Source organism: Actinocatenispora rupis, assembly GCF_016861975.1.
Classification (GTDB): Bacteria; Actinomycetota; Actinomycetes; order Mycobacteriales; family Micromonosporaceae; genus Actinocatenispora; species Actinocatenispora rupis.
The window spans coordinates 13,493-34,583 of sequence record NZ_BOMB01000023.1 but is presented as its reverse complement, the minus strand read 5'-3'; the positions used below and the strand labels follow the sequence as shown (position 1 = coordinate 34,583).

The following is a 21,091-nucleotide window of genomic DNA, read 5'->3' as shown; positions in this document are numbered from 1 at the left end:
TCAGTAGAGCGCCTGGGCGGCGGCGGTCGCGCGCGCCAGGACCTGCTTCGCCGGTACGCCAAGGGTTTCCGCCGCCGCCACCACGTCCTCGTACTCGACGGACACGTTGACGACGGTGCCACCGTCGCGCGCCACCTTGAGCCGTACCGGCTGGCCGTCGACGGTGACGACCTCGCCGGCCCGGTCCAGCGGGAACTTGTCCACCCGGTACGCGCGCAGCCCAATCGACGTGGTCTCGGCGAACACGACCGCGCGTACCGCGTCGAGGCGGTCGGGGCGGCACAGTACGTGCAGGGTGTGCGCGGGGCGGCCCTTCTTCATGAGGATCGGCGTGAGCCAGGCGTCGGCCGCGCCCGCCGCGAGCAGCCGGGTGAGTACGGCGGGCCAGAGCCGCGGGTCGAGGTCGTCGACGTTGCATTCGAGTACGAGGGCGTCCTCGGTGGCGGGGCGGGTCGGTTGGGGCTCGCCGAGGACGAGGCGCAGCACGTTGGCGGTCTCGTCGGGGTCGCGGCCACCCGCACCGACCCCGACGGTACGCACCCGCATCGGTGGCAGGGGTTCCCACGTGTCGACGTGGGTGGCGAGCAGGGCGGCGCCGGTCGGCGTGCACGCCTCGTACGGCAGGCCGCCGCCGGTGACGGGAATGTCGGCGGCGGCGACGATCCCGAGCACGGCGGGCCCGGGTACGGGGATGGAGCCGTGCGCGCCGCGGGCCCGGCCGCCGCCGAGGGTGAGGGTGCCCGCGGAGAGCGCGGTGAGGCCGCGGTGGGTGCGCAGCCAGTCGATGCCGGCGCAGGTGCCGACGATGTCGGCGATCGCGTCGAGCGCGCCGACCTCGTGGAAGTGCACCTCGTCGGGCGTCGTCCCGTGTACGGCGGCCTCGGCCTCGGCGAGCCGGGCGAACGCGTCCAGCGCGGTGTCACGTACCGCCGGGGGGAGGGCGCCGCCGGTGACGATCTCGCGGACGTCGCGCCAGGTGCGGTGGTGGTGGCTCTCGACCTCGGCGACGTGCACCCGGGTCGCGGCGAGCGCGTGCCGGCTGGTGCGTTCCGCGGTCAGCGGCACCCGTTCCACCGGCAGACTGTCCACAATGGACTGAAGGTGCTCCACCGGTACGCCGGCGTCGACCAGCGTGCCGAGGAACATGTCACCGCTCGCCCCGGCACCACAGTCCAGCCACCCGATCACGTACGCGTTTCCTTCCGTGCGTCGTCCAGACCGCGACCGCGTACTGCGGCCGCCGGGGTTCGAGCGGGTCAGCGGGGGAGTTCGGTGACGGTCGCCCCGGTCGAGGCCGCCGCACGCCGGGCGACGCGTGCCGAGTACACCCCGGCGCCGAAACCGTTGTCGATGTTGACGACGGCGACACCGGGGGCGCACGCGTTCAGCATCGTCAGCAGCGGCGCGAGACCACCGAACGCCGCGCCGTACCCGACGGACGTGGGCACGGCCACGATCGGTACGCCGGTCAGCCCCGCCACCACGCCCGGCAGCGCGCCGTCCATGCCGGCCACGACGACCACGCAGTCGGCCCGGTCCAGCGCCGGCCGCGCCGCGAGGATCCGGTGGATGCCCGCCACGCCGACATCCGTGACCTGCTCGACCGTCGCGCCGAACACCCGCGCCGTGAACGTCGCCTCCGCCGCCACCGGCAGGTCCGACGTACCGGCGCAGACGACCGCGATCCGGCCCCGGGTACCGCGCGGGAGCGGCCCGAGCGCCACGCAGCGGCCGACCGCGTCCTCGACCAGCGGCTCGTCCGGGCACGCCGTACGCACCGCGGCGCGGCACTCGTCACTCGCCCGCGTCACCAGGATCGGGTGCGTCGCGTGTGCCGACCGCAGCTGCTTCACGATCGCGACGACCTGCTCGGACGTCTTGCCCGCCGCGTACACCACCTCGGGGTCACCGGTACGCAGGACCCGGTGCGTGTCGACCCGCGCGAACCCCAGGTCGGCGAACCCGGCACCGTCCCCGAGAACGCCACTTTCCAGGCGCGACAGCGCCTCGTCCACTCCGGTCGCCCCACCGGCCACCGCGGCGAGCAAGCGCCGAGCCTCGTCCCGATCCACGACGCCCACAGTACGGCGCCCCGGCGGACACGCCGGGCACCCGGGTCACGTCTCCGCGAGCACCGCACACTCGTGGTACGACAGCGCCGGGTCGTACCGGGTGACCGCGGTGAGCTGCGCGCGGTCCACGACCGCCACGTACTGCATGTCCTCGGCGGCGCAGGTCCGCGCGGCCAGGTCGAGCGCGGCCGCGGCGAACTCCGTCGGAATCCGTTCGTACAGGGCCGAATCGTGCACGAGGAAGTCGGGCCCGGTGCCCGCCCGGTGCGCCGTCACCGCCATCGCCAGATCGAAACAGAACAACGTCATCCCCGGTACGCCCGGCCCCGGATCACCGCCCAGCACCGGATAGAACGCGTACCCGCTGTCGCGCGCCGCGACCGTCAACGCCGCCGGCCGCCCCGGCCCGAACATCTCGTACGCGAAGCGCGTGAACAGCGCACTCGCCGCGGTCAGCCGGTCGTGCCGGCCCCGCAGATCCGACCGTACGCTGTCGCGCAGTTCCAGCGCCTGGCGCTGCAACTCGGCATGGGCATCCGCGTACCGGGCGAGCGCGGCGCGGCGGGCCATCAACTCCGCCAGCCGGGCGTCCAGCGTGGCGGTCGCCAGCGCCGGATCGGTCGCCAACCCGCCCCCCGCCACCCGCGTACTCCGCCAGCTCGCGGCCGCCGCCGCCTCCGCGCGCTCCAGTTCGAGGGTGGCGATCTCGGCGGTGAGGTTGGCCAGGTCGCGGCTGGCGCTCGGATCGGACAGCCGCTGCCCGCTCGGCAGGTCGCCGTCGCCGCGCTGACTCGTCCGCAGGTGGCGCCGCGACTGGTGCAGCGTCTTCGCCGCCTCCACCAGCGCCGGATCCAGCCCGAACAGGTGCGCCAGCGGCGGCAACGACTCCACCGTCGGCTGCCGCGCGTGGTGCCGGATCGGGTCGCTCATCCCGCCGTGGTCCGCGTCGCGCACGTAGTACCCCATGAGCGACCGGTACGACGGCTCGTCCTCCGCGTCCGTCAGCCCGAACAACGTACGCCCGAGCCAGCCGCGCCACTCGTCCAGCGGCAGCGCCCACGGCGCCGCGTCGGTACCGCTGCTGTGCACGGTCAACCGCGCCGGAGTGGCACCAGCGCGGGTCGCCGTCACCGTCTCGCCCGCACCAGTCAGCCGTACCGTCGTGGTCGACTCGGTCAACTCCTGCCGGCGCCCCGGATGCCGCGGCAGACCCGTACTCCCCAGCGCGAAGTCCAGCGCACACACCAGCCGGGTACGCCGCGACGTGTGCCGGCCGCTCTCGTCCGCGGCGGCCTCCGCCGCCCGTTCCCGCTCCCGCGCCCACTGCTCGCCGAGCGGCGTGAACCCGATGCGCGCGTTCGGCTTGATCGGGATGACCGACTGCTCGATCTCCGGCAGCGCATGCCGCGGCCCCGGCGAACCGACCGGGTTCTCGCCGGTGTCGTCCACGACCGCCACGTTCAGCCCCGGCGCGAAACGGACAGGGCGGAATCCGGGGAGGTCGCTGGCGAGTTCGCGTAACACGGTCGTACTCCGTACCCCGGGAGATCACGTACGCTGCGCCGGATTGTGCCAGCCCAGCACCTTGACACGCGGTGGCAGGGTGACTGCGCGCGCGCCGGACGTTCCGGTGCGGATACGGCAAAGCCGAGCAACTACGCTTAGTATTGCAGCATTCGCTGACAGCTCGACAACCTACCCTGCCCGGTACGACGCACCGCACGGACGAATCCCCAGCTACACGGTGATGTTCGTCGATCTTGCCAGGGTCCGCCCCGTCCCGCCAGTACTGTTTGCGTCGTAGATGGCAACGCGAGGTAACGGAACTGACTGTGTGCGTGGAACAGGTACGGGGGTCCTTTGTGGACCGCGCGATCGCCGCACTCACCGCGGCCGGCACATCACTCACCACCGGGCAGCTCATCGCCCGCGCCGCCCCCGCCCCGACCGTACGCAGCGCCGTACAGAAACTCGCCGCCGACCAACGGCTGATGCGTACCGGGCTCAACCGGTGGGGGCTCGCGGACACGGGGGCCGCGCCGTACCGGGCGTTGGATGTGGCCGCTGCGGCGCCAGTACGGCGATCGCGGGGTGGTGGGGCGCGGTGGTCGGGGGCTGAAGGGTTGCTGCGGCCACCGGGGTGAGGTGGGGCGACGCGCCGGTGGTTGGGGTGGGGTTCGGCGTGTCGCACCTGATTGTTCAATTGTCTCATTGTTCAACAGTTCAACAATTGAACAATGCGACAGTTCAACAATTGGACAATCGATAGCTGAACCAGACCGTCCACTGTGGACGATCAAGACGGCGCTGCCGTCACCCCCGCCGCGCCACCACGAACACCCGATGGAACGGCAGCACCGTCCCGTACGACTGGGGCGGGTACGCCTCCCGTAGCGCCTCCGCCACCTCCCGCTCGAACGCGTCCCGCCGCGCGGGCTCCTCCGCCAAGGCGTCCAGGTACGGCCGGAGTCCGGTCCCCCGGAACCACTCCAGTACCGGGTCCGGCCCGGTCAGCACGTGGTAGTACGTGGTTTCCCAGGCGTCGACGTCGCAGCCCATCCGCGCGAGTTCGTCGACGTACGACTCGGGGTGCTTGACGGGGTTGGCGGTGCGGGGCCCGGTTTCGGCGGCGACGGGGTCGAGCCGGTCCCTCCACTGTGGACGGCGTACGACGGCGCGGACGGCGGGCACCTCGCCGCCGGACGGTACCTGGAAGGCGAGGGTGCCGCCGGGGCGCAGCGCCGCGACCCAGCCGCCGAACAGCGCGGTGTGGTCGGGCACCCATTGCAGCGCGGCGTTGCTGACGATGACGTCGACGGGTTCGGGCTGCCAGGTGCGGATGTCGGCGACGGCGAACGTGAGCCGGTCGGTGCCGAGTGGTTGCGCCGCTTCGACCATCGCGGGTGACGAGTCGAGGCCGAGCACCCGCGCCCCCGGGTACCGCTCGGCGAGGGTGGCGGTCATGGTGCCGGGCCCGCACCCGAGATCGATCACGTACGCGGGGTCGGTGGTGGGGATGCGGTCGACGAGGTCGTGGAACGGCCGGGCGCGTTCGTCGGCGAACCGCAGGTACTGTCGCGGGTCCCAGCTGGTCATGCGGTCACGTCGTCGCCGACGACCCGGGTGAGTTGCCGGTGGGCTTCGGGGTGCGTGTCCCACCAGCGCTGGTAGTCGGGGTTGCGGTCGAGCTGCCGCACGTACGCCAGCGCCGCGCACCGGTACACGTCGGCGGCGTGCTTGGCGTGCGGCCCGGCCGGGTTCCAGGCGAGCCACCGTTCGAGGATGATCGGGTCACCGGCGAGCGGCCGTACGACGATGCCGGCGCCGCTGCGCGAAGTGGGCTGGGCCAGCGCGACGGCGCCGGCGGCGACGAGTTCGCGGGAGGTGGCCGGTTCGTTGACCTCGTGCCGTACCCGGGGGCTGAAGCCGGCGGCGGCGCACGCCCGGGACAGGACGACCTGGTCGTTGCCGTCGCGGATCGGCGCGACGACCCAGTCCTCGTCGGCGAGGTCGGCGAGCTTGACGGCGGACTCGCCGCTCAACCGGTGGGTTTCGGGCAGCGCGACGAACACGGGTTCGGCGACGAGCTGCCGGATGTCGAGCCGGTCGCTGGTCGGCAGCGGGAACCCCGCACACTCGTCGAGTACGGCGAAGTCGAGTCGCCGGGTCTCCAGGTCCTGCGCGAGCTGCCCGATGCCGGCGACCTCCAGCGTCACCTGGTCGGTCGGCAGCATCTCGGTGACGTGGCGGGCGAGGCCGGGCCCGATGGCGCCGGGGCACGCGCCGATGCGTACCTCGCCGGCGGCCTTGCGGGTGCGCGCCGCCGTACCGGCGAGCAGGGTGTCCATGTCGGCCAGTACCACCCGGGCCGAACTGACCAGGAACGCGCCGAGTTCGGTGACGCGCATGCCGGTGCGTTCGCGTTCGAACAGCCGGCCGCCGACGCGCCGTTCGATCCGTTGCAGCGTGGCGGACAGCGAGGGTTGGGAGACGCCGAGCCGGGCCGCGGCGCGGGTCAGGCTGGGTTCGTCGGCGATGGCGCACACCAGACGCAGATGCCGCAGTTCGAGTTCGGCCATAGACCACATGTTATGGCCTGATTTGGTCCGAGTACCAATGGGTAACACGACGGGGTGTCAACGTGACGCGGCCGTGGTCACCAGCTTCTGCTGATGACCACGGCCGCAAAGGGGCGGTCGGCGCCGGTTCAGCCCGCGGGCTTGAAGGCGTCGGTGCCGTTCGGGGTGCCGAGGCCGGTCGGGCCGTCCCAGCCGTCACCGGCGTTGCACAGCTGCTTGATGTCGCAGCTGCCGTTGCTGCCGCTGGTCACGTCGTTCAGGCCGGTCGTGGCCTTCCACGGGTACGACGCGGGCATGTCCTGGTCGCCCGGCGTACCGGCGTCGGCGTAGACACCGGCGATGATCGGCGACGAGGCCGAGGTCCCGCCGTACACGACCCAGCCGGCCTCCTGGTACGAGTCGTACACCGCGACACCGGTCGCCGGGTCGGCGACGGCCGCGACGTCCGCGATGCCACGCTTCGAGGTACCGGTCGCGTCGGTCTGCCACTCCGGCTTCGCGTCGTACGCGGACTCACCGGAGCCGGCGCCGTCCCACGCCTTCTCCGACCAGCCGCGGTCGGACGAGTCCTTCGTCAGCGAGGTACCGCCGACGGAGGTGACGTACTGCGAGGCCGCCGGGTACTCGGCGCCGTAGCCCGAGTCGCCGGAGCTCACGGTGATCGCCACGCCCGGGTGCTTGAAGTACTTGTCGTCCGCCTGCGTGTCGCTGGCGTCCTCGGAACCGCCGTAGCTGTTCGAGATGTACTTCGCGCCCATCTTCACCGCGGTGTTCACCGCGGTGCCCAGGTCGTCCATGCTGGGCTGGTCGGCCTCGACGAGCAGGATCTTGGCCTTCGGCGCGACGGCCGAGACCATGTCGAGGTCGAGCGAGATCTCGCCGGCCCAGCCGGAGTCGGCGGTCGGGAGCGGGCTCGCCTCACCGTTCTGGTTGACCTTCTGGAAGTCCGCGGCACCCAGCCCGTACTGGTCCCGGTACGCCTTGAGGTCCGCCTCGGCGTTCGGGTCGTCGTACGCGTCGATGATGGCGACGGTCGCGCCCTCCCCGCCGTCCTTCGGCAGGTTGTACGCGGCCTGCAGGTCGGCCGGGCCCAGGCCGGACGGGTCGGCGTGCCGACCGATCTTGTTGGGCTGGGTGACGTGCAGGCGCTTCAGGGCCAGGCAGGCCATCTCGCCCGGCTTGTCCGGCCGCGCGCACTGGTGGGCGACGGTCGAGCCGGAGGCGGCGCTCTCCTGTGCGTGCGCCGGGGCTCCGGCGAACGACAGGGCGAGCGCGCCGCCGATGGCGACGGCCGCACCGGCGAGGGGCTTCTTTCGCATTCCGTCCTCCAAGCAGTAGGGGTCGGCGGGAGGAATGCGATCAGTATTCAGGTAGGTAGATATCTAAATCTCATCCCGAAAGTTGATAACTCCGACATTATGGGAGCAGGCAGCGATATCGGAGTGGCGCTCGGTGTATGACGGGCGGGGCCGTACCCGCAGCTCGCGGGGGAACGGTGGGGTACGCCCCGCCCGTCCGGCAGGTCTCCCGCAGTACTCGTGCACCGCCGGGCCGTGCGGTGCGACGTGCGGAGACGCTGCCGACCTCGCGGATGTGCACCGGCGCCGCGCGTACCCGGGTTTCGACGGCGGAAGAGTACGCCCGGCGCGGGTGGGGCCGCGAGGGTGGAGGCCGTTCGGACGCCAGCGGAACAGCCTCCCGGCACACGTGTGTCGCTCAGCGCGCGAACGGTCGCCGTACCGCGGGGCGCTGGGCCGGTGGCCTCGCCGCCCGCCAGCCGGGCAGGGCGAGTACGGCGTTCAGGTCGTGTCGGGTGGTCCAGCCCTCGCGCCACGGCAGCCGGGCGGCGGCCTCGGCGCGGCGGGCGAGCCGGGTCGCGGTGCACGGCCACGCCGCCCCGCAGTACGCGCAGGTGTCGTCGCACTCGTGGTGCCGCGCCAGGATGTACTGCGCGTCGCGCCAGAGCAGTCGGTCGACGACGTCGTCCGGCACCGTCTCGGCGGTCGGCGCCGGCCCGGCTCTGTGCGTACCGTCCTCGTCGGCGCGCGTCCCGGCCGACGTGCCTGCCGCCTCGGCCGCGGCCCCGGACGGGTCGGCCGTCGCGCCGTCCGTACCGGTGGTCTCGGTGGGGCGTTCGATCACGTTGGCGGTCACTTGGTCCACCTCCCCTTCACGATCCCGGGGGTCGGGATCGATGAACTGAAAGTTATGACCGCGTGACGGTATGCCGACGGACGACGTGTGCGACTTGCAGAAAGCGACCACACGTACGGGTGATGCAAAGGCGCGGTGCCCGATTCGTCCAGATCGAATCGGACACCGCGCCGGAAAGCTCTGCCAGTACTAGAGCGGCAGTGCCGGTGGTGTCGGGTTGTTCGAGACCGCGGCGGCGATGCTCCGGGCCACCCCGGAGAGCTGGGTGAGCACGGTCGGTTCGTTGCGGGTGAAGTCGTCCAGCGACATCGAGCAGGCGAGCACCATGTTGGCCCCCTGGTCGTTGCCGGTGGAGATGACCGTCGCCGCACACGCCACGTTCTCGTGGTACTGACCGCGCTCGACGTACACCCCGCGGCGCTTGTACCCCGCCAGGTCGTACTCCAGCTGCTCGCGGTCGACGATCGTGGAGCGGGTGTAGGGACGCATGCCGACCGCCTGCAGGTACCGCTTGCGGCGGCTCACGTCGAGGGTGGACAGCAGTGCCTTGCCGATCGCCGTGGCGTGGGCCGCGTCGTCGAAGCCGACGACGAGGTCCTCCAGGTGTGGCGACCGCGGACCCTCCGCGACGCCGGTGATGGCGACCTTGCCGTTGATGAACCGGGCCAGATAGTGGCTGTACCCGGTGGTACCGGCGGCGCGTCGCAGACCGGCGATGGTGTCGGGTGGCCGGATGGCCGCGCTGAACTCGCGGAACCGGTCGGCGACCTCAAGGCCGGGCAGATACGTCCCGTCGGTGCACCGGATCAGGTATCCCTCGAAGGTGAGGGTCCGGACCAGGTGGTAGGCGGTGGACAGGCCGAGTTCGCAGCGTCGCGCGATCTGCTTGACGGTGAGACCGCGCTGCGAGCGGCCGACCGTCTCCAGGATCCGCAGTGCTCTGGACACACTTTGGATCAGGTCCGAGGGTGCCTGCGAGCCGTCTGTACGCACAACAAACCTCCGCTGCTGATCCGCTCCGTACCTGAGCGGATCTGTCCACGATAGGTATTGCCGCACATACTGAGAAGACCTGGTTACACCTCGCAACTCTGCGTACCGAGTTCTGTGGAGGGAATCGCCGATTTATCCGGGGTTCGGTCACGATCTGTAATGAACATCGCTACCAGGTCGGGGCGACGCGTTTCTGCCCATACCGCCGGCCGGCCGGAGTCGGCGGCACCCGGACGACGCCGCCGGGCGTACCAATAGGCTCGGTGGCATGACGGGCACCCGCTACAGCTACCTCGGGCCGGAAGGGACGTTCAGCGAGGAGGCGCTGCGTACCCTGCCGGACGCCGCGGACGGCGCGCTGCTGCCGGCGCGTACGGTGCCGGAGGCGCTCGACGCGGTCCGGACCAACGACGCCGACGCGGCCCTCGTACCGCTGGAGAACTCGGTGGGCGGGGCCGTGCCGGTCACCATCGACGACCTGGCCGCCGGCAGCCCGCTGCAGATCGTGCGCGAGGTCGTGCTGCCGATCCGGTTCGTGTTCGCCGCCCGCCCCGGTACGGCGCCGGCGGACGTACGGTCGGTCGCCGCGCACCCGCAGGCGTCCGCGCAGTGCCGCGAGTGGCTGCGGCGTACGGTGCCGGACGCGACCGTGGTCGACGTGCTCTCCAACGCCACCGCCGCCGTCCGCACCGCCGCCGGTGAGTACGACGCGGCGCTGTCGACGCCGCTCGCCGCCCGGCGCAACGGGCTGGAACTGCTGGCCGAGGGCGTCGCCGACCACCCGGACGCGATGACCCGGTTCGCCGTGGTGACGCGGCCCGCGCCGCCGCCCCCGCCGACCGGCAACGACGTCACCACCCTCGCCGTGTACATCCGGCACGACCAGGTGGGTGCGCTGCTCGCGGTGCTCACCGAGCTGGCCGTACGCGGGATCAACATGACGCGGATCGAGTCCCGGCCGACCGGCGAACGGCTCGGAAGGTACTGCTTCTTCCTCGACTGCACGGGGCACGTGGCCGACGAGCGGATGGGCGCGGCGCTCGCCGGGCTGCACCGGATCTGCGCCGACGTCAAGTTCTTCGGGTCGTACCCGCGGGCCGGCGGGGAACCACCCGTACCGCCGCCGGCCGGGATGGCCGACCGCGACTTCGCGGACGCGACCGCCTGGCTCGACCGTATCCGCGCCGGTAAGCCGGACTGACCGTGCCGCGACACCTGATCCTCGTCCGACACGCGGAGAGCACCGCGAACGTCGACGGCTCGCTCAACTGCGCCATCCCGGGCGTACCGCTGTCGGCGCGGGGGCGGGAGCAGGCCGCCGCGCTCCGGCGTACGTGGGAGTGGGACGGGTCGGCGCCGGTGGCCCTGTGGTCGTCGCCGATGCTGCGCGCCCGGCAGACCGCGGCGGAACTGGGCGAGCGGCTCGACCTGCCGGTCCGGGTACACGAGGCGGCGCACGAGGCGCTCATCGGCGACCTGCATGGGAGTACGGATCCGGCGGACGCGCGGCGGGTGGCGACGACGTTCGCGGCCTGGCGTACGGATCTGCGCGGGCGGGTGCCGGGTGGGGAGAGCGGCGCGGACCTGGTCGCGCGGCTGCGTACGGTGCTTGCCGACGTACTCGGCGCGCTGCCGCCGGACGGTACGGCGGTGCTCGTCGGGCACGGCACGCTGTTCGTGGTGGGGGTGCCACGGTTGGCGACCGGACTGTCGCCGCACGTACCGGAGCTGCCGAACGCGGGGCGCGCGGTGCTCACGGACGGGGACGACGGGCTGCGGGTGCGGTCCTGGGACGCCCCCGGGTGACCGCGCGGCCGAGGCCGCGGCCTCGGGTAGCTTCGCGGCCATGACGACCGACGAACAGCGGGCGTACGCCCGTCACCTGGCCGCCGAGGCGGTCGCTGCCGGCGACGACACCGGCTGGTTCGAGCGGCTGTACGCGGCGGCGAACAGCGGCGACGCCGTCGTGCCGTGGGCGGACCGGGTCGCCAACCCGATGCTGCTCGGCTGGCTCGACACGCACCGCCCCGCCGGTACGCGGGCCGCGGTCGTCGGCTGTGGCCTCGGCGACGACGCCGAACACCTCGCCGCCCTCGGGTACGAGACGGTCGGGTTCGACGTGGCGCCGAGTGCGGTCCGCGCGGCGCGGGAGCGGTTCCCGGACTCGGCGGTGACGTACCGGGAGGTGGATCTGCTGGCGCCGCCGGCGGACCTGGCCGGGGCGTTCGACTTCGTGTTCGAGGCGTACACGGTGCAGACGTTGCAGGGGGACGCGCGGCGGGCGGCCATCGCGCGGTGTGCCCAGCTGGTCGCGCCGGGCGGCACGCTGCTCGTGGTCGCGCGGGCCCGGGACGAGAAGGACCCGCCCGGCCGGATGCCGTGGCCGCTGACCCGGGTCGAGCTGGACGCGTTCGCCGACGGGCCGCTGCGGCCGGTCGAGGTCGAGGACCTGCTGGACACCGACGACGACCCCCCGGTACGACGCTGGCGCGCCACGTTCGTGCACTCCTGACCGTCGCGGTCAGTCGTGCGCCGGTGGGTCGGCGGCGGGCAACCGCACCTCGGCCCGTACGCCGGGGCCGCCGCGACCGCCGGTGTTCGGGTCGCGGTGGTGTGCGGCGCTGAGCGTGATCGTGCCGTGGTGCAGCCGTACGAGGTCGGCGACGATGGCGAGGCCGAGGCCGGAACCGCCGGCGTCGCGGGCCCGCGCGTCGTCGAGCCGGGTGAAGCGGTCGAACACCCGCTCCCGGTCCGGTACGGGGATGCCCGGACCGTCGTCGCACACCGCCACCGACGCCTGCCCGTCCACAGTGGACACCGCGAGGGTGACCTCGGTGGTGGCGTGGCGTACCGCGTTGTCGACGAGGTTCGCGACGACCCGGCCCAGCGCCTCCGGGTCGCCGTCCGTCCACACCGGACGGTCCGTGGTCACCCGTACCGGCACGCGGGCGTCGGCGTAGCGCTCGGCGAGTTCGGTGACGAGCAGGTCGAGGTCGAGGCGTTCGCGGCGGCGGGCGAGCCGGGCGGCGGCCGCGTCCGCGTCCCCGGTACGCGCCAGCAGCAGCAGGTCCTCGGTGAGCCGGGACAGCCGCTCGGTGTCCGCGAGTACGTCGGCGACGACGTCCGGCCAGTCGGCCCGGTCACCCAGCCGCTGCGCCACCTCCAGCTGCGTACGGATGCTCGCGACCGGGCTGCGCAGCTCGTGCGCGGCGTCCGCGACGAACGCCCGCTGCCGGTCCTGCCCCGCCTCCAGCTTCGCCAGCATCCCGTTCAGCGTGGTCGCCAGCCGCGCCACCTCGTCCGTCCCCGTCGGTACGGGCAGGCGCGCCGCGGCCGACCCGGAGCCGGCGATCGCCTCCGCGCCCCGGCGCAGCGACTCCACCGGGCGCAACGTCCAGCCGACCGCGCGCCAGGCCACCACCCCCAACCCCGCCACGATCAGCGGGTACGCGATCAGCAGCACCGTACGCATCAGCCGGACCGTCTGCGTCAGCTCACCCGCCGGTACGGCCACCAGTACGGTCTCGGTGCCCACCGGTACGCCGACGACGCGCAGCGGCCCCGGCAGCCCCGCCCGATCCCCCGGCACGTACGCACGGGTGCCGGTACGGGCGGCGCGCAGCTCGTCGCCGTGCAGTACCGGGACGAGACGGTCGGCGCCGACGGACGCGGCGACGATCCGGTCGCGCGCGTCGACCACCTGGATCACCGCGCCGCCCTGCCCGGCCGGGATCGGGTCCACCAGCCGGTCCGCGCGCACCAGCGCGGCGACCTCGTTGCCGCTCTGCAGCGCGGTGCTGTCCAGGGCCCGGACGAGCGTCGCGTTCAACGCGTACACCAGCAGGCCGCCGCCGAGACCCAGCCCGACGGCCAGGCCCGCGACGCCGATCAGGATCAGCCGCCCGCGCAGACTGAGCCGCGCCCACCACCGCATCGTCCGTCCTCCCGGCCGCTCAGTCGGGGACCAGACGATAGCCCGCGCCCCGCACGGTACGCAGGGTCGACCGGCCGAACGGGGTGTCGATCTTGCGCCGCACGTACCCGACGTATACCTCCACGACGTTCGGGTCGGTGTCCTCGGGGGCGTCCCACACGTGGTCCAGCAGCTCGATCTTCGACACCACCGCGTCACCCCGCCGCATCAGGTACTCCAGCAGCGCGAACTCCCGCGGCGTCAGGTCGATCGTCGCGCCGCCCCGTGCCACCTCCCGGGTCGCCGGGTCCAGCGTCAGGTCACCCACCGACAGCACCGCCGGCCGCTCCCGTACGCCCCGGCGCAGCAGCGCGCGCAGCCGCGCCAGCAGCACCACGTACGAGAAGGGCTTGGTCAGGTAGTCGTCGGCGCCCGCGTCCAGCCCGTCGGACTGGTCGTACTCGCCGTCCTTCGCGGACAGCACCAGCACCGGCACCCAGTTGTTCTCCGCCCGCAGCGTCTCGACGATCTTGTACCCGTTCAGGCCGGGCAGCATGATGTCCAGCACGACCGCGTCGTACTCCCCGTGCCGGGCCGCGTCGAGCCCGCCCGGCCCGTCGTGCACCACGTCGACCGTGAACCCCTCGGCCGACAGGCCGCGCTTCAACGCGGCGGCCAGCCGTACCTCGTCCTCCACCACGAGCAGGCGCACCCCACACCTCCCTTGCCGACGCCATCGTCGCGCACCGATGCTGAGAAGTACTCAGGCTGGCTCAGGTTGCTCACAGGGCCCCCCGGGCACCCTGATAACCAGGCCGGGCAGTACGCCCGCCGGACCTCCCGCTCGGCGGGGCGCCGATCCGGCCGTACCGGACCATCGAAGTCCACTGGGGGCAGTGGGTACGAAGGGGGTAACGATGTCGGCACTCGCATCACGACCCGCGCTGCGCTGGGCGATCCCGGCCGCCGCGCTGGTGGCCGTGATCGGCGCCGGGAGCGCCGGCCGCATGATCGTCGCGAACGCGTCCAGCGGCCTGCCCGAGCGCAGCCCGCAACAGCTGCTCATGGACGTCGCGCAGGCCAAGGTCAACAGCCTGTCCGGCACCATCGTGCAGAAGTCCGACCTGGGCCTGCCGAGCCTGCCGCAGCTCAACGGCACCGACCTGAACGCGCTGGTCACCGGCAACCACACCGTCAAGTTCTGGTACGACGGGACCAACCGGGTGCGCGTCTCCGCCCAGGGTGACGGCACCAGCGAGACCGACCTGATCCGCAACGGCACCAACGTCTGGACGTACGACAGCGCCGCCAAGTCCGCGACGCACCGTACGTTGACCGGCAAGGCCGCCGGACAGCACACCGCACCGCCGTCCGTGATGCCCAAGGGCGGGCCGTCCGGCATGCCGACCAGCCTGTCCGGCGGGGTCGGCCAGCTGCTCACCAGCCTCGCGCCCACCACGAACGTCACCACCGACGGCACCGCCAAGGTCGCCGGCCGCCAGGCGTACGAGCTGGTCGTGTCGCCGAAGGACAACGCGTCCCGGATCCAGCAGATCCGCATCGCCGTCGACGGCGAGAAGCACATCCCGCTCCGCCTCCAGGTGTACGCGCGCGGCTCCGACACCCCCGCGTTCGAGGCCGGCTTCACCCAGGTCGCGTTCACCAAGCCGGACGCGTCCGAGTTCACGTTCAACCCGCCCGCTGGTACCAAGGTGACCGAGGCCAAGGGTGACGCGCACGCGCCGTCCGCGAAGCCGCACCGTACGCCGGCCAAGAAGGGCGCCGAACCGCAGATGGTCGGCAAGGGCTGGACCACCGTCGTCGTCGCCAAGGGCGTCGACACCAGCGTCCCCGCCGGCACCACCGCCGAGCAGAAGAAGGCCGCCGCGGCCGCCACCAAGTTCCTCAACTCGCTGCCCAAGGTCAAGGGCAGCTGGGGCACCGGCCGGCTCATCCAGACCAAGCTCTTCTCGGTACTCCTCACCGACGACGGGCGGCTCGTCGCCGGCGCCGTCGACCCGTCCGCCCTGTACCAGGCGGCCGGGCAGGTCAAGTAACCCCACGGCACGGGGCCGTACGAGCCCCGTCACTGGCGGGATCTGGTGCCGCATGTGCGGCGGTGGAACCTGCGAGGCGCGCCGTCCCAACTGGTCTGGGGCGGCGCGCCGCCGTGTGTGGGGAGTGGGGTGGGCGGCGTCCGGGGGTGGGGTGGGCGGTGTACGCGCGCGAACTTGATCATGGCCGCCGCGGGCGAAGTTGATCATGGCGGCGCAGATTGTTCAATTGTTCAACTGTCTCATTGTTCAACTGTTGAACAATTGAACAATGACACAATTGGACAATCGGCATTACGCGTAACTTGTCCGCTTCGTGGACAGTCTCTACCAGCCCGGCTTGAGCCCTCGCCGCGCCTGCCGCGCCCGCCGCATCCGCGTCGCCTGCCGCATCTGCGTCGCCTGCCGCGCCCGCCGCGTCTGTCCGCCACGCTCGCCGCGCCTGCGTCGCCCGCCGCGCCGCCGCGTACGTCCGCAGCGCCTCCCGCGTCAGCCCCAGCCGAGTTCGTGCAGGCGGGCGTCGTCGATGCCGAAGTGGTGCGCGATCTCGTGCACGACCGTCACCCCGACCTCGCGTACGACATCGGTTTCGGTGGCGCAGACGGCGAGGATCGGGTTGCGGAAGATGGTGATGCGGTCGGGGAGGACGGCGCCGTAGTCCCAGCCGCGGTCGGTCAGGGCGTAGCCCTCGTACAGGCCGAGCAGGTGCGGGTCGTGGGTCGGCGGGTCGTCCTCGACGAGGATCACGACGTTGCTGAGCAGCTTCATCAGCCCGGCCGGTACCGCGTCGAGCGCGTCCGCCACGAGGTCCTCGAACCGTTCCCGCCCCATCGCCACGCCCACCTGCCGATTGTCCCGCGCCGCCGCGCCGCCTCCGGTACTCCCGGGGCGGCGCGGCGCTGGGTTCAGGCGGAGAACTGCGCGTCGAGCTCGATGGGGGTGGCGGCGAGGGCGCGGGAGACCGGGCAGCCGGCCTTCGCCTTCTCCGCGTACCCGCGGAACGTCTCGGCGTCGATGCCGGGCACGTTGCCGACGGTGTGCAGGACGATCTTCGAGATGGTCTGCTGGCCGTCGACGGGCTCGATGGTGACCTCGGCGGTGGTCTCGACGGCGGTCGGCGGGTGGCCGTCGGTGGCCAGCATGTTCGACAGGGCCATCGAGTAGCAGGCGGCGTGCGCGGCGCCGATGAGTTCCTCGGGGTTGGTGCCGCCGGCTCCGTCGCCGAAGCGCGAGCGGAACGAGTACGGGCCTTCGTAGGCGCCGCTGCCGAGGGCGACCGTGCCGCCACCGTCCTGCAACCCGCCCCGCCACACCGCGGCGCCCTTCCGTACCGACATCGCTCGGAACCTCCTGGTGGTCGGTCGTTTGCTGGGTAGACCGTAGCTCGCGGTCCGTACCGGGCGGACCGGTTCGGGGCGGGCCGGGCGTACCGCGCGGGGCGCGCGCGTACCGGGAGGGGGGTCGAAACGTTGCGGCACGAGACAGATCTCTCGAACCGTTGAGACGGGCTGGATCCGGCTCCTACGCTCGGGTCGCCGAACGGCGAGGGCGTGGGACCTGGGGAGGTCTGCCATTCCGGCGACACGTCCACCGGCCGGTACGGTGGTCGCCGCGGCGGGGGTCCTGTCGGCGGCGGGCGTGCCGGCGGCGGGCAGCACCTCGGGCTGGGCGCACACGCCCGGCGAAACGTCGACCGCAACGGCCGCCCGGGACACAGGCGACGAGTACGGCGTGGTGGGCTTCGGGTGGTGGACGGACCCGGGCGTCACCGCGGTCGTGTCGCACCGCGACCCGTCGAACAGCCACGGTGCCTGCTGCGCGACGAAGACGTTCGCGGTGGAGAAGCCGCTGCACGTGCGGAGGGCGGGACGGACACGAAGCGCCGGCACGACCGCGGCGCGACGAGGAGCGCGGTGTCCTGACCGGAGTGTGGTGTCCGGCCGCGATATGCCGTCGAGCCGGACGCGGCCGGACGGGTAGGCTCGCAGCGTGATTGACCTGCGATTGCTGCGTGACGATCCGGATGCCGTACGAGCGAGCCAGCGGGCGCGGGGCGAGTCCGAGTCGTCCGTCGACGAGCTGCTCGCCGCCGACGCGCAGCACCGTGGCGCGCTGGTCCGGTTCGAGTCGCTGCGGGCGGAGCAGAAGCAGCTCGGCAAGCAGGTCGCGCGCGCGAAGGGCGACGAGAAGCAGGAGCTGCTGGCGCGTACGAAGCAGCTCGCCGCGGACGTGAAGGCCGCCGATCTGACCGTCACGGAGACGGCCGAGGCGTTGCGTGCCGCGCACCTCGCCGTACCGAACCTGGTGGAGGACGGTGTCCCGCCGGGCGGTGAGGACGACTTCGTCGTACTCAAGGAGGTCGGGCTGCGGCCCGAGCTGGACACCGTGCGCGACCACCTGGAGCTGGGTGAGCTGCTCGGCGCGATCGACATGGAGCGCGGCGCGAAGGTGTCCGGCGCCCGGTTCTACTTCCTGACCGGGGTCGGCGCGCTGCTGCAGATGGGGCTGTTCCAGCTCGCGATGGCGCAGGCCGTGGAGTACGGGTTGACGCCGATGGTGACGCCGTCGCTGGTGAAGCCGGAGTCCATGGAGGGCACCGGTTTCCTCGGTTCGCACGCGAGTGAGGTGTACCGGCTGGAGGCCGACGACCTGTACCTGGTCGGTACGAGCGAGGTCGCGCTCGCGTCGTACCACTCGGGGGAGATCCTCGACCTGGCCGAGCCGAGGCGGTACGCGGGCCAGTCGTCGTGCTACCGGCGGGAGGCCGGCAGCTACGGCAAGGACACCCGCGGCATCATCCGGGTGCACCAGTTCGACAAGATCGAGATGTTCTCGTTCTGCCGGCCGGAGCAGTCGGTGGAGGAGCACCGGCGGCTGCTGGCGTGGCAGGAGGAGATGCTCGCCAAGGTCGAGGTGCCGTACCGGGTGATCGACACGGCGGCCGGTGACCTGGGCTCCAGCGCGGCGCGCAAGTTCGACATCGAGGGCTGGGTGCCGAGCCAGCAGCGGTACCGGGAGCTGACGTCGACGTCGAACTGCACGACGTTCCAGGCGCGGCGGCTGGCCGTGCGGTACCGGGACGAGGACGGGAAGCCGCAGGTGGCGGCGACGCTGAACGGCACGCTCGCGACGACCCGCTGGCTCGTCGCGATCCTGGAGAACCACCAGCAGCCGGACGGCTCGGTGCGGGTGCCGAAGGCACTCCAGCAGTACCTGGGGCGGGACGTGCTGGAGCCGGTCGCCCGGTGAGCGCCGGGCTGCCCGGTCTGGTCGTCCTGGACCTCGACGGCACCGTCACGCCGTACAGCAACTCGACCGACCAGCCGTCGGAGCGGGTACGTCGGGCCATCGCCGGCGTACGGGCGGCCGGGGTGCCGGTGACGGTGGCGACCGGCCGGGCCGTCTGGGGTGCGCTGCGCGGGGTGCACGCGCTGGGTCTTGCCGACGGCGCGCCGCTCGACATCGTCTGCTCCAACGGCTCCGTCGTGTACGACGTGGAGCGCGCCGAGACCACCCATCGGGTACTGATCGACCCGGGTCCGGCCATCCGGGCGGTTCTGGCGGTGAATCCGGCGGCCGGGCTCGCCGTGGAGGACGGCACGGACGGATACCTCTACAACGGGGCCTTCGAGCTGAATTTCGAGAGTAGTTTTGTCGGTCCGGCGGACGTCCCGACACTGATGTCGACGCCGACGCCGCGGCTGGTGTGCCGGATCCCGGGCGACGAGGGGTACGTCTCGTGGCACGACGGCCGCCGCGTCGAGGCGGCGGCGCTGGCCGAGTCCGCCGGGCTGGCCGGCCTGGGGTACTCGGTGGAGATCGGGTTCTCGGGCTGGATCGACGTGGCCGCCGGTGGCGTGTCGAAGGCGACGGGTGCCGCGATGGTCGCGGCGGACCTCGGCGTCGACCCGGCGGACGTGGTTGCCGTCGGCGACGGGAACAACGACCTGCCGCTGTTCGCGTGGGCGGGTCGGGCGGTGGCGATGGGGCAGGCGGCGGACCGGATCCGGGCCGCCGCGGACGAGGTGACCGGCACGGTCGAGGAGGACGGCGTGGCGCAACTGCTGGAGCGGTGGCTGTGAGGAGTTCGCTGCCGAAGCTGGTCGCGACGGACATGGACGGCACCCTCGTCCGTTCCGACGGTACGGTCAGCGAGCGGTCCCGCGAGGTGCTGTCCCGGCTGCGCGCCAACGGTGTCGTGGTGGTCGGCGCGACCGGCCGCGGCCCCCGGCTGATCGAGCTGACCCGCCGCGACCTCGGCCCGGCCGACTTCCTCGTGATGGCGCAGGGCGCCCGCATCTACGGTGTGGCCCAGCCGGTCGCCGAGCTGCTGCACCAGGTGACGCTGCCCGGCGCGGCCCTCGCCCGAGTCGTACGGCTGGTCGAGGCGGAGGCGGGTCCGGTGCACCTGGCCGTCGAGGCGTTGGACGCGCCGTGGGCGCCGCTGTGGCGCGACGAGGACGTGGCCTGGCCGTACCCGGAGGTGACGGAGGCGCGGCCACGGTCGGAGGCGCTGCGCGGGCCGCTCATCAAGGGCATGTTGTGGTCGACGTCGATGGACATGCCGGAGCTGCTGGCGGTGTGCCGGCGGGTGATCCCGGCCTGGCTGTGCGAGGCGAGTTCGTCCGGCGAGATGGTCGAGCTGGCCGCCCCGGGCTGTACGAAGGCGACCGGGTGCGCGTTCGTGGCGGAGGCGCTGGGCGTCGACCCGGGTGACACGCTCGTGTTCGGTGACATGCCGAACGACGTACCGATGTTCCGGTGGGCGGGGCACGCGGTGGCGGTGGCCGGCGCGCATCCGGAGGTGCTCGCGGTTGCGGACGAGGTGACCGGCCGCAACGATGACGACGGGGTGGCCGACTACCTGGAGCGGCTGCTCTCGTAGGGGTCGGCCCGGACCCCGCAGTCCGTCCGCCGGGGTCCGCGTGCGCGGCGCCGGCGGCGTCCGTGAGGAGCGCCCATGCAGGTCGTACGGTTCATCCATCCGCAGTCGGGGCAGCCGGTGGTCGGCGTCGCCGCGGACGGCGCGGTCACCGCGCTGCCCGGCGTGACGCTCGCCGACCTGCTGGCCCGCGGCGCCGACGGTTTCCGGGACGCGGTGACCGGCGCGTCCGGCCCGGTCCTCGCCGCGGACACGCTGGCGTACCTGCCGCCCGTGGACGGGGTGACCGAGGTGTGGGCGGCGGGCGTGACGTACCGCCGGTCGCGGGAGGCGCGCGTCGAGGAGTCCGGCCAGGCCAGCGTGTACGAGCTGGTCTACGAGGCGGACCGGCCGGAGCTGTTCTTCAAGGCGCCGGCGTGGCGGGTCGTCGGCCCGGACCAGCCCGTCACCGTACGCGCGGACTCCGGCAACGACGTACCGGAGCCGGAGTTGGGGCTGGTGCTCGACCACGCCGGCGTGGTCGTCGGCTACACGGTGGGCAACGACATGACGTCCCGTGCGATCGAGGGACGCAACCCGCTGTACCTGCCGCAGGCGAAGATCTGGCGCGGTTCGTGCGCGCTCGGCCCCGGCATCCGGCCGGCGTGGGAGGTCGGCGACGGCACCGGGCTCGGCATCCACATGACGATCCACCGGGACGGCGGCGTCGCGTTCGCGGGGAAGGCGAGCACCGACCAGCTCAACCGCACCCTGCCGGAGCTGGCGGGCTGGCTGTTCCGGGAGCTGGACCACCCGGCCGGCGCGGTCCTGCTCACCGGTACGTGCGTGGTGCCGGAGCTGGCATTCACGCTGCGGTCCGGCGACACGATCGAGATCACCGTCGACGAGGTCGGTACCCTGTCCAACCAGGTTGCCTGATTCCCCTGCCGGGCAACGGTTCTGGC

The 21,091-nt window shown here is 72.6% G+C and carries 21 protein-coding genes; 9 read left to right on the top strand and 12 right to left on the bottom strand.

All coding sequences use genetic code 11. The features are described 5' to 3' along the window. The 3 genes from larC to Aru02nite_RS19875 form a co-directional block, all read right to left on the bottom strand. Positions 1 to 1,188, bottom strand: coding sequence for a nickel pincer cofactor biosynthesis protein LarC (larC, locus tag Aru02nite_RS19885; RefSeq protein WP_239076816.1), 1,188 nt, complete (start codon positions 1,186 to 1,188; stop codon positions 1 to 3). A gap of 68 nt (positions 1,189 to 1,256) precedes the next feature. Beyond that, complete coding sequence (larB, locus tag Aru02nite_RS19880; protein ID WP_239076815.1) at positions 1,257 to 2,072, bottom strand: nickel pincer cofactor biosynthesis protein LarB; 816 nt, start codon at positions 2,070 to 2,072, stop codon at positions 1,257 to 1,259. Positions 2,073 to 2,117: 45 nt separating this feature from the next. Further along, entirely contained in the window at positions 2,118 to 3,596 is a 1,479-nt protein-coding gene (locus tag Aru02nite_RS19875) for a DUF2326 domain-containing protein (protein ID WP_203659838.1), read from the bottom strand. Between the two features lie 314 nt (positions 3,597 to 3,910). On the opposite strand from Aru02nite_RS19875, the gene Aru02nite_RS19870 reads away from it, so the two are divergent. Beyond that, on the top strand, positions 3,911 to 4,216 hold the full coding sequence (locus tag Aru02nite_RS19870; protein ID WP_203659836.1) for a hypothetical protein: 306 nt from the start codon (positions 3,911 to 3,913) through the stop codon (positions 4,214 to 4,216). Positions 4,217 to 4,385: 169 nt separating this feature from the next. Here the strand turns inward: Aru02nite_RS19870 and Aru02nite_RS19865 are convergent, their stop codons facing one another. The 5 genes from Aru02nite_RS19865 to Aru02nite_RS19845 form a co-directional block, all read right to left on the bottom strand. Next, entirely contained in the window at positions 4,386 to 5,168 is a 783-nt protein-coding gene (locus tag Aru02nite_RS19865; protein WP_203659834.1) for a methyltransferase domain-containing protein, read from the bottom strand. Further along, complete coding sequence (locus tag Aru02nite_RS19860; RefSeq protein ID WP_203659833.1) at positions 5,165 to 6,151, bottom strand: LysR family transcriptional regulator; 987 nt, start codon at positions 6,149 to 6,151, stop codon at positions 5,165 to 5,167. Before Aru02nite_RS19860 ends, Aru02nite_RS19865 begins: the two co-directional genes overlap by 4 nt. 128 nt (positions 6,152 to 6,279) lie before the next feature. After that, the gene (locus Aru02nite_RS19855; RefSeq protein ID WP_203659831.1) at positions 6,280 to 7,470 is read right to left on the bottom strand and encodes a S53 family peptidase; all 1,191 of its coding nucleotides are present in this window, start codon (positions 7,468 to 7,470) and stop codon (positions 6,280 to 6,282) included. 397 nt (positions 7,471 to 7,867) lie between these two features. After that, positions 7,868 to 8,305, bottom strand: a complete 438-nt coding sequence (locus tag Aru02nite_RS36755; RefSeq protein ID WP_239076814.1) for a hypothetical protein — start codon at positions 8,303 to 8,305, stop codon at positions 7,868 to 7,870. A gap of 189 nt (positions 8,306 to 8,494) precedes the next feature. Then, on the bottom strand, positions 8,495 to 9,253 hold the full coding sequence (locus tag Aru02nite_RS19845; RefSeq protein ID WP_239076813.1) for an IclR family transcriptional regulator: 759 nt from the start codon (positions 9,251 to 9,253) through the stop codon (positions 8,495 to 8,497). A gap of 313 nt (positions 9,254 to 9,566) precedes the next feature. Here Aru02nite_RS19845 and pheA point away from each other — a divergent pair, with 313 nt between their 5' ends. Genes pheA through Aru02nite_RS19830 form a run of 3 tightly spaced genes read left to right on the top strand, consistent with a single transcriptional unit; the run spans position 9,567 to position 11,810 of the window. Next, entirely contained in the window at positions 9,567 to 10,499 is a 933-nt protein-coding gene (pheA, locus tag Aru02nite_RS19840) for a prephenate dehydratase (protein ID WP_203659827.1), read from the top strand. 2 nt (positions 10,500 to 10,501) lie between these two features. After that, entirely contained in the window at positions 10,502 to 11,104 is a 603-nt protein-coding gene (locus Aru02nite_RS19835) for a histidine phosphatase family protein (protein WP_203659826.1), read from the top strand. A gap of 40 nt (positions 11,105 to 11,144) precedes the next feature. Beyond that, positions 11,145 to 11,810 carry a class I SAM-dependent methyltransferase gene (locus Aru02nite_RS19830; protein WP_203659824.1) on the top strand — a complete coding sequence of 222 codons (666 nt, stop codon included), beginning with the start codon at positions 11,145 to 11,147 and terminating at the stop codon, positions 11,808 to 11,810. Positions 11,811 to 11,819: 9 nt separating this feature from the next. Here Aru02nite_RS19830 and Aru02nite_RS19825 read toward each other — a convergent pair whose 3' ends face one another. Continuing rightward, on the bottom strand, positions 11,820 to 13,232 hold the full coding sequence (locus tag Aru02nite_RS19825; RefSeq protein ID WP_203659822.1) for a sensor histidine kinase: 1,413 nt from the start codon (positions 13,230 to 13,232) through the stop codon (positions 11,820 to 11,822). Positions 13,233 to 13,251: 19 nt separating this feature from the next. After that, positions 13,252 to 13,923 (bottom strand): response regulator transcription factor, encoded by a 672-nt coding sequence (locus Aru02nite_RS19820; RefSeq protein WP_203659813.1) that lies wholly within the window; start codon positions 13,921 to 13,923, stop codon positions 13,252 to 13,254. A 205-nt stretch (positions 13,924 to 14,128) separates the two neighbouring features. Here Aru02nite_RS19820 and Aru02nite_RS19815 point away from each other — a divergent pair, with 205 nt between their 5' ends. Continuing rightward, a complete protein-coding gene (locus Aru02nite_RS19815; RefSeq protein ID WP_203659812.1) occupies positions 14,129 to 15,268 on the top strand; it encodes a LolA family protein in 1,140 nt (379 codons plus the stop codon). A gap of 486 nt (positions 15,269 to 15,754) precedes the next feature. On the opposite strand, the gene Aru02nite_RS19810 is transcribed toward Aru02nite_RS19815, so the two are convergent. Both Aru02nite_RS19810 and Aru02nite_RS19805 read right to left on the bottom strand, forming a co-directional pair. Further along, positions 15,755 to 16,102 (bottom strand): metallopeptidase family protein, encoded by a 348-nt coding sequence (locus Aru02nite_RS19810; RefSeq protein ID WP_203660335.1) that lies wholly within the window; start codon positions 16,100 to 16,102, stop codon positions 15,755 to 15,757. A gap of 68 nt (positions 16,103 to 16,170) precedes the next feature. After that, positions 16,171 to 16,602 (bottom strand): OsmC family protein, encoded by a 432-nt coding sequence (locus Aru02nite_RS19805; RefSeq protein WP_203659809.1) that lies wholly within the window; start codon positions 16,600 to 16,602, stop codon positions 16,171 to 16,173. A 652-nt stretch (positions 16,603 to 17,254) separates the two neighbouring features. Between Aru02nite_RS19805 and serS the strand changes: the two genes are divergently transcribed. The 4 genes from serS (at position 17,255) to Aru02nite_RS19785 (ending at position 21,065) form a co-directional block, all read left to right on the top strand. Then, positions 17,255 to 18,514, top strand: a complete 1,260-nt coding sequence (gene serS, locus Aru02nite_RS19800; protein ID WP_203659808.1) for a serine--tRNA ligase — start codon at positions 17,255 to 17,257, stop codon at positions 18,512 to 18,514. Continuing rightward, positions 18,511 to 19,347: an HAD family hydrolase gene (locus tag Aru02nite_RS19795; protein WP_203659805.1), complete on the top strand. Its 837-nt coding sequence runs from the start codon at positions 18,511 to 18,513 to the stop codon at positions 19,345 to 19,347. Before serS ends, Aru02nite_RS19795 begins: the two co-directional genes overlap by 4 nt. Before the next feature lie 32 nt (positions 19,348 to 19,379). After that, on the top strand, positions 19,380 to 20,150 hold the full coding sequence (locus Aru02nite_RS19790) for an HAD family hydrolase (RefSeq protein ID WP_203660333.1): 771 nt from the start codon (positions 19,380 to 19,382) through the stop codon (positions 20,148 to 20,150). A 75-nt stretch (positions 20,151 to 20,225) separates the two neighbouring features. Continuing rightward, positions 20,226 to 21,065, top strand: coding sequence for a fumarylacetoacetate hydrolase family protein (locus tag Aru02nite_RS19785; RefSeq protein WP_203659803.1), 840 nt, complete (start codon positions 20,226 to 20,228; stop codon positions 21,063 to 21,065). The last annotated feature ends 26 nt before the right edge of the window (positions 21,066 to 21,091 follow it).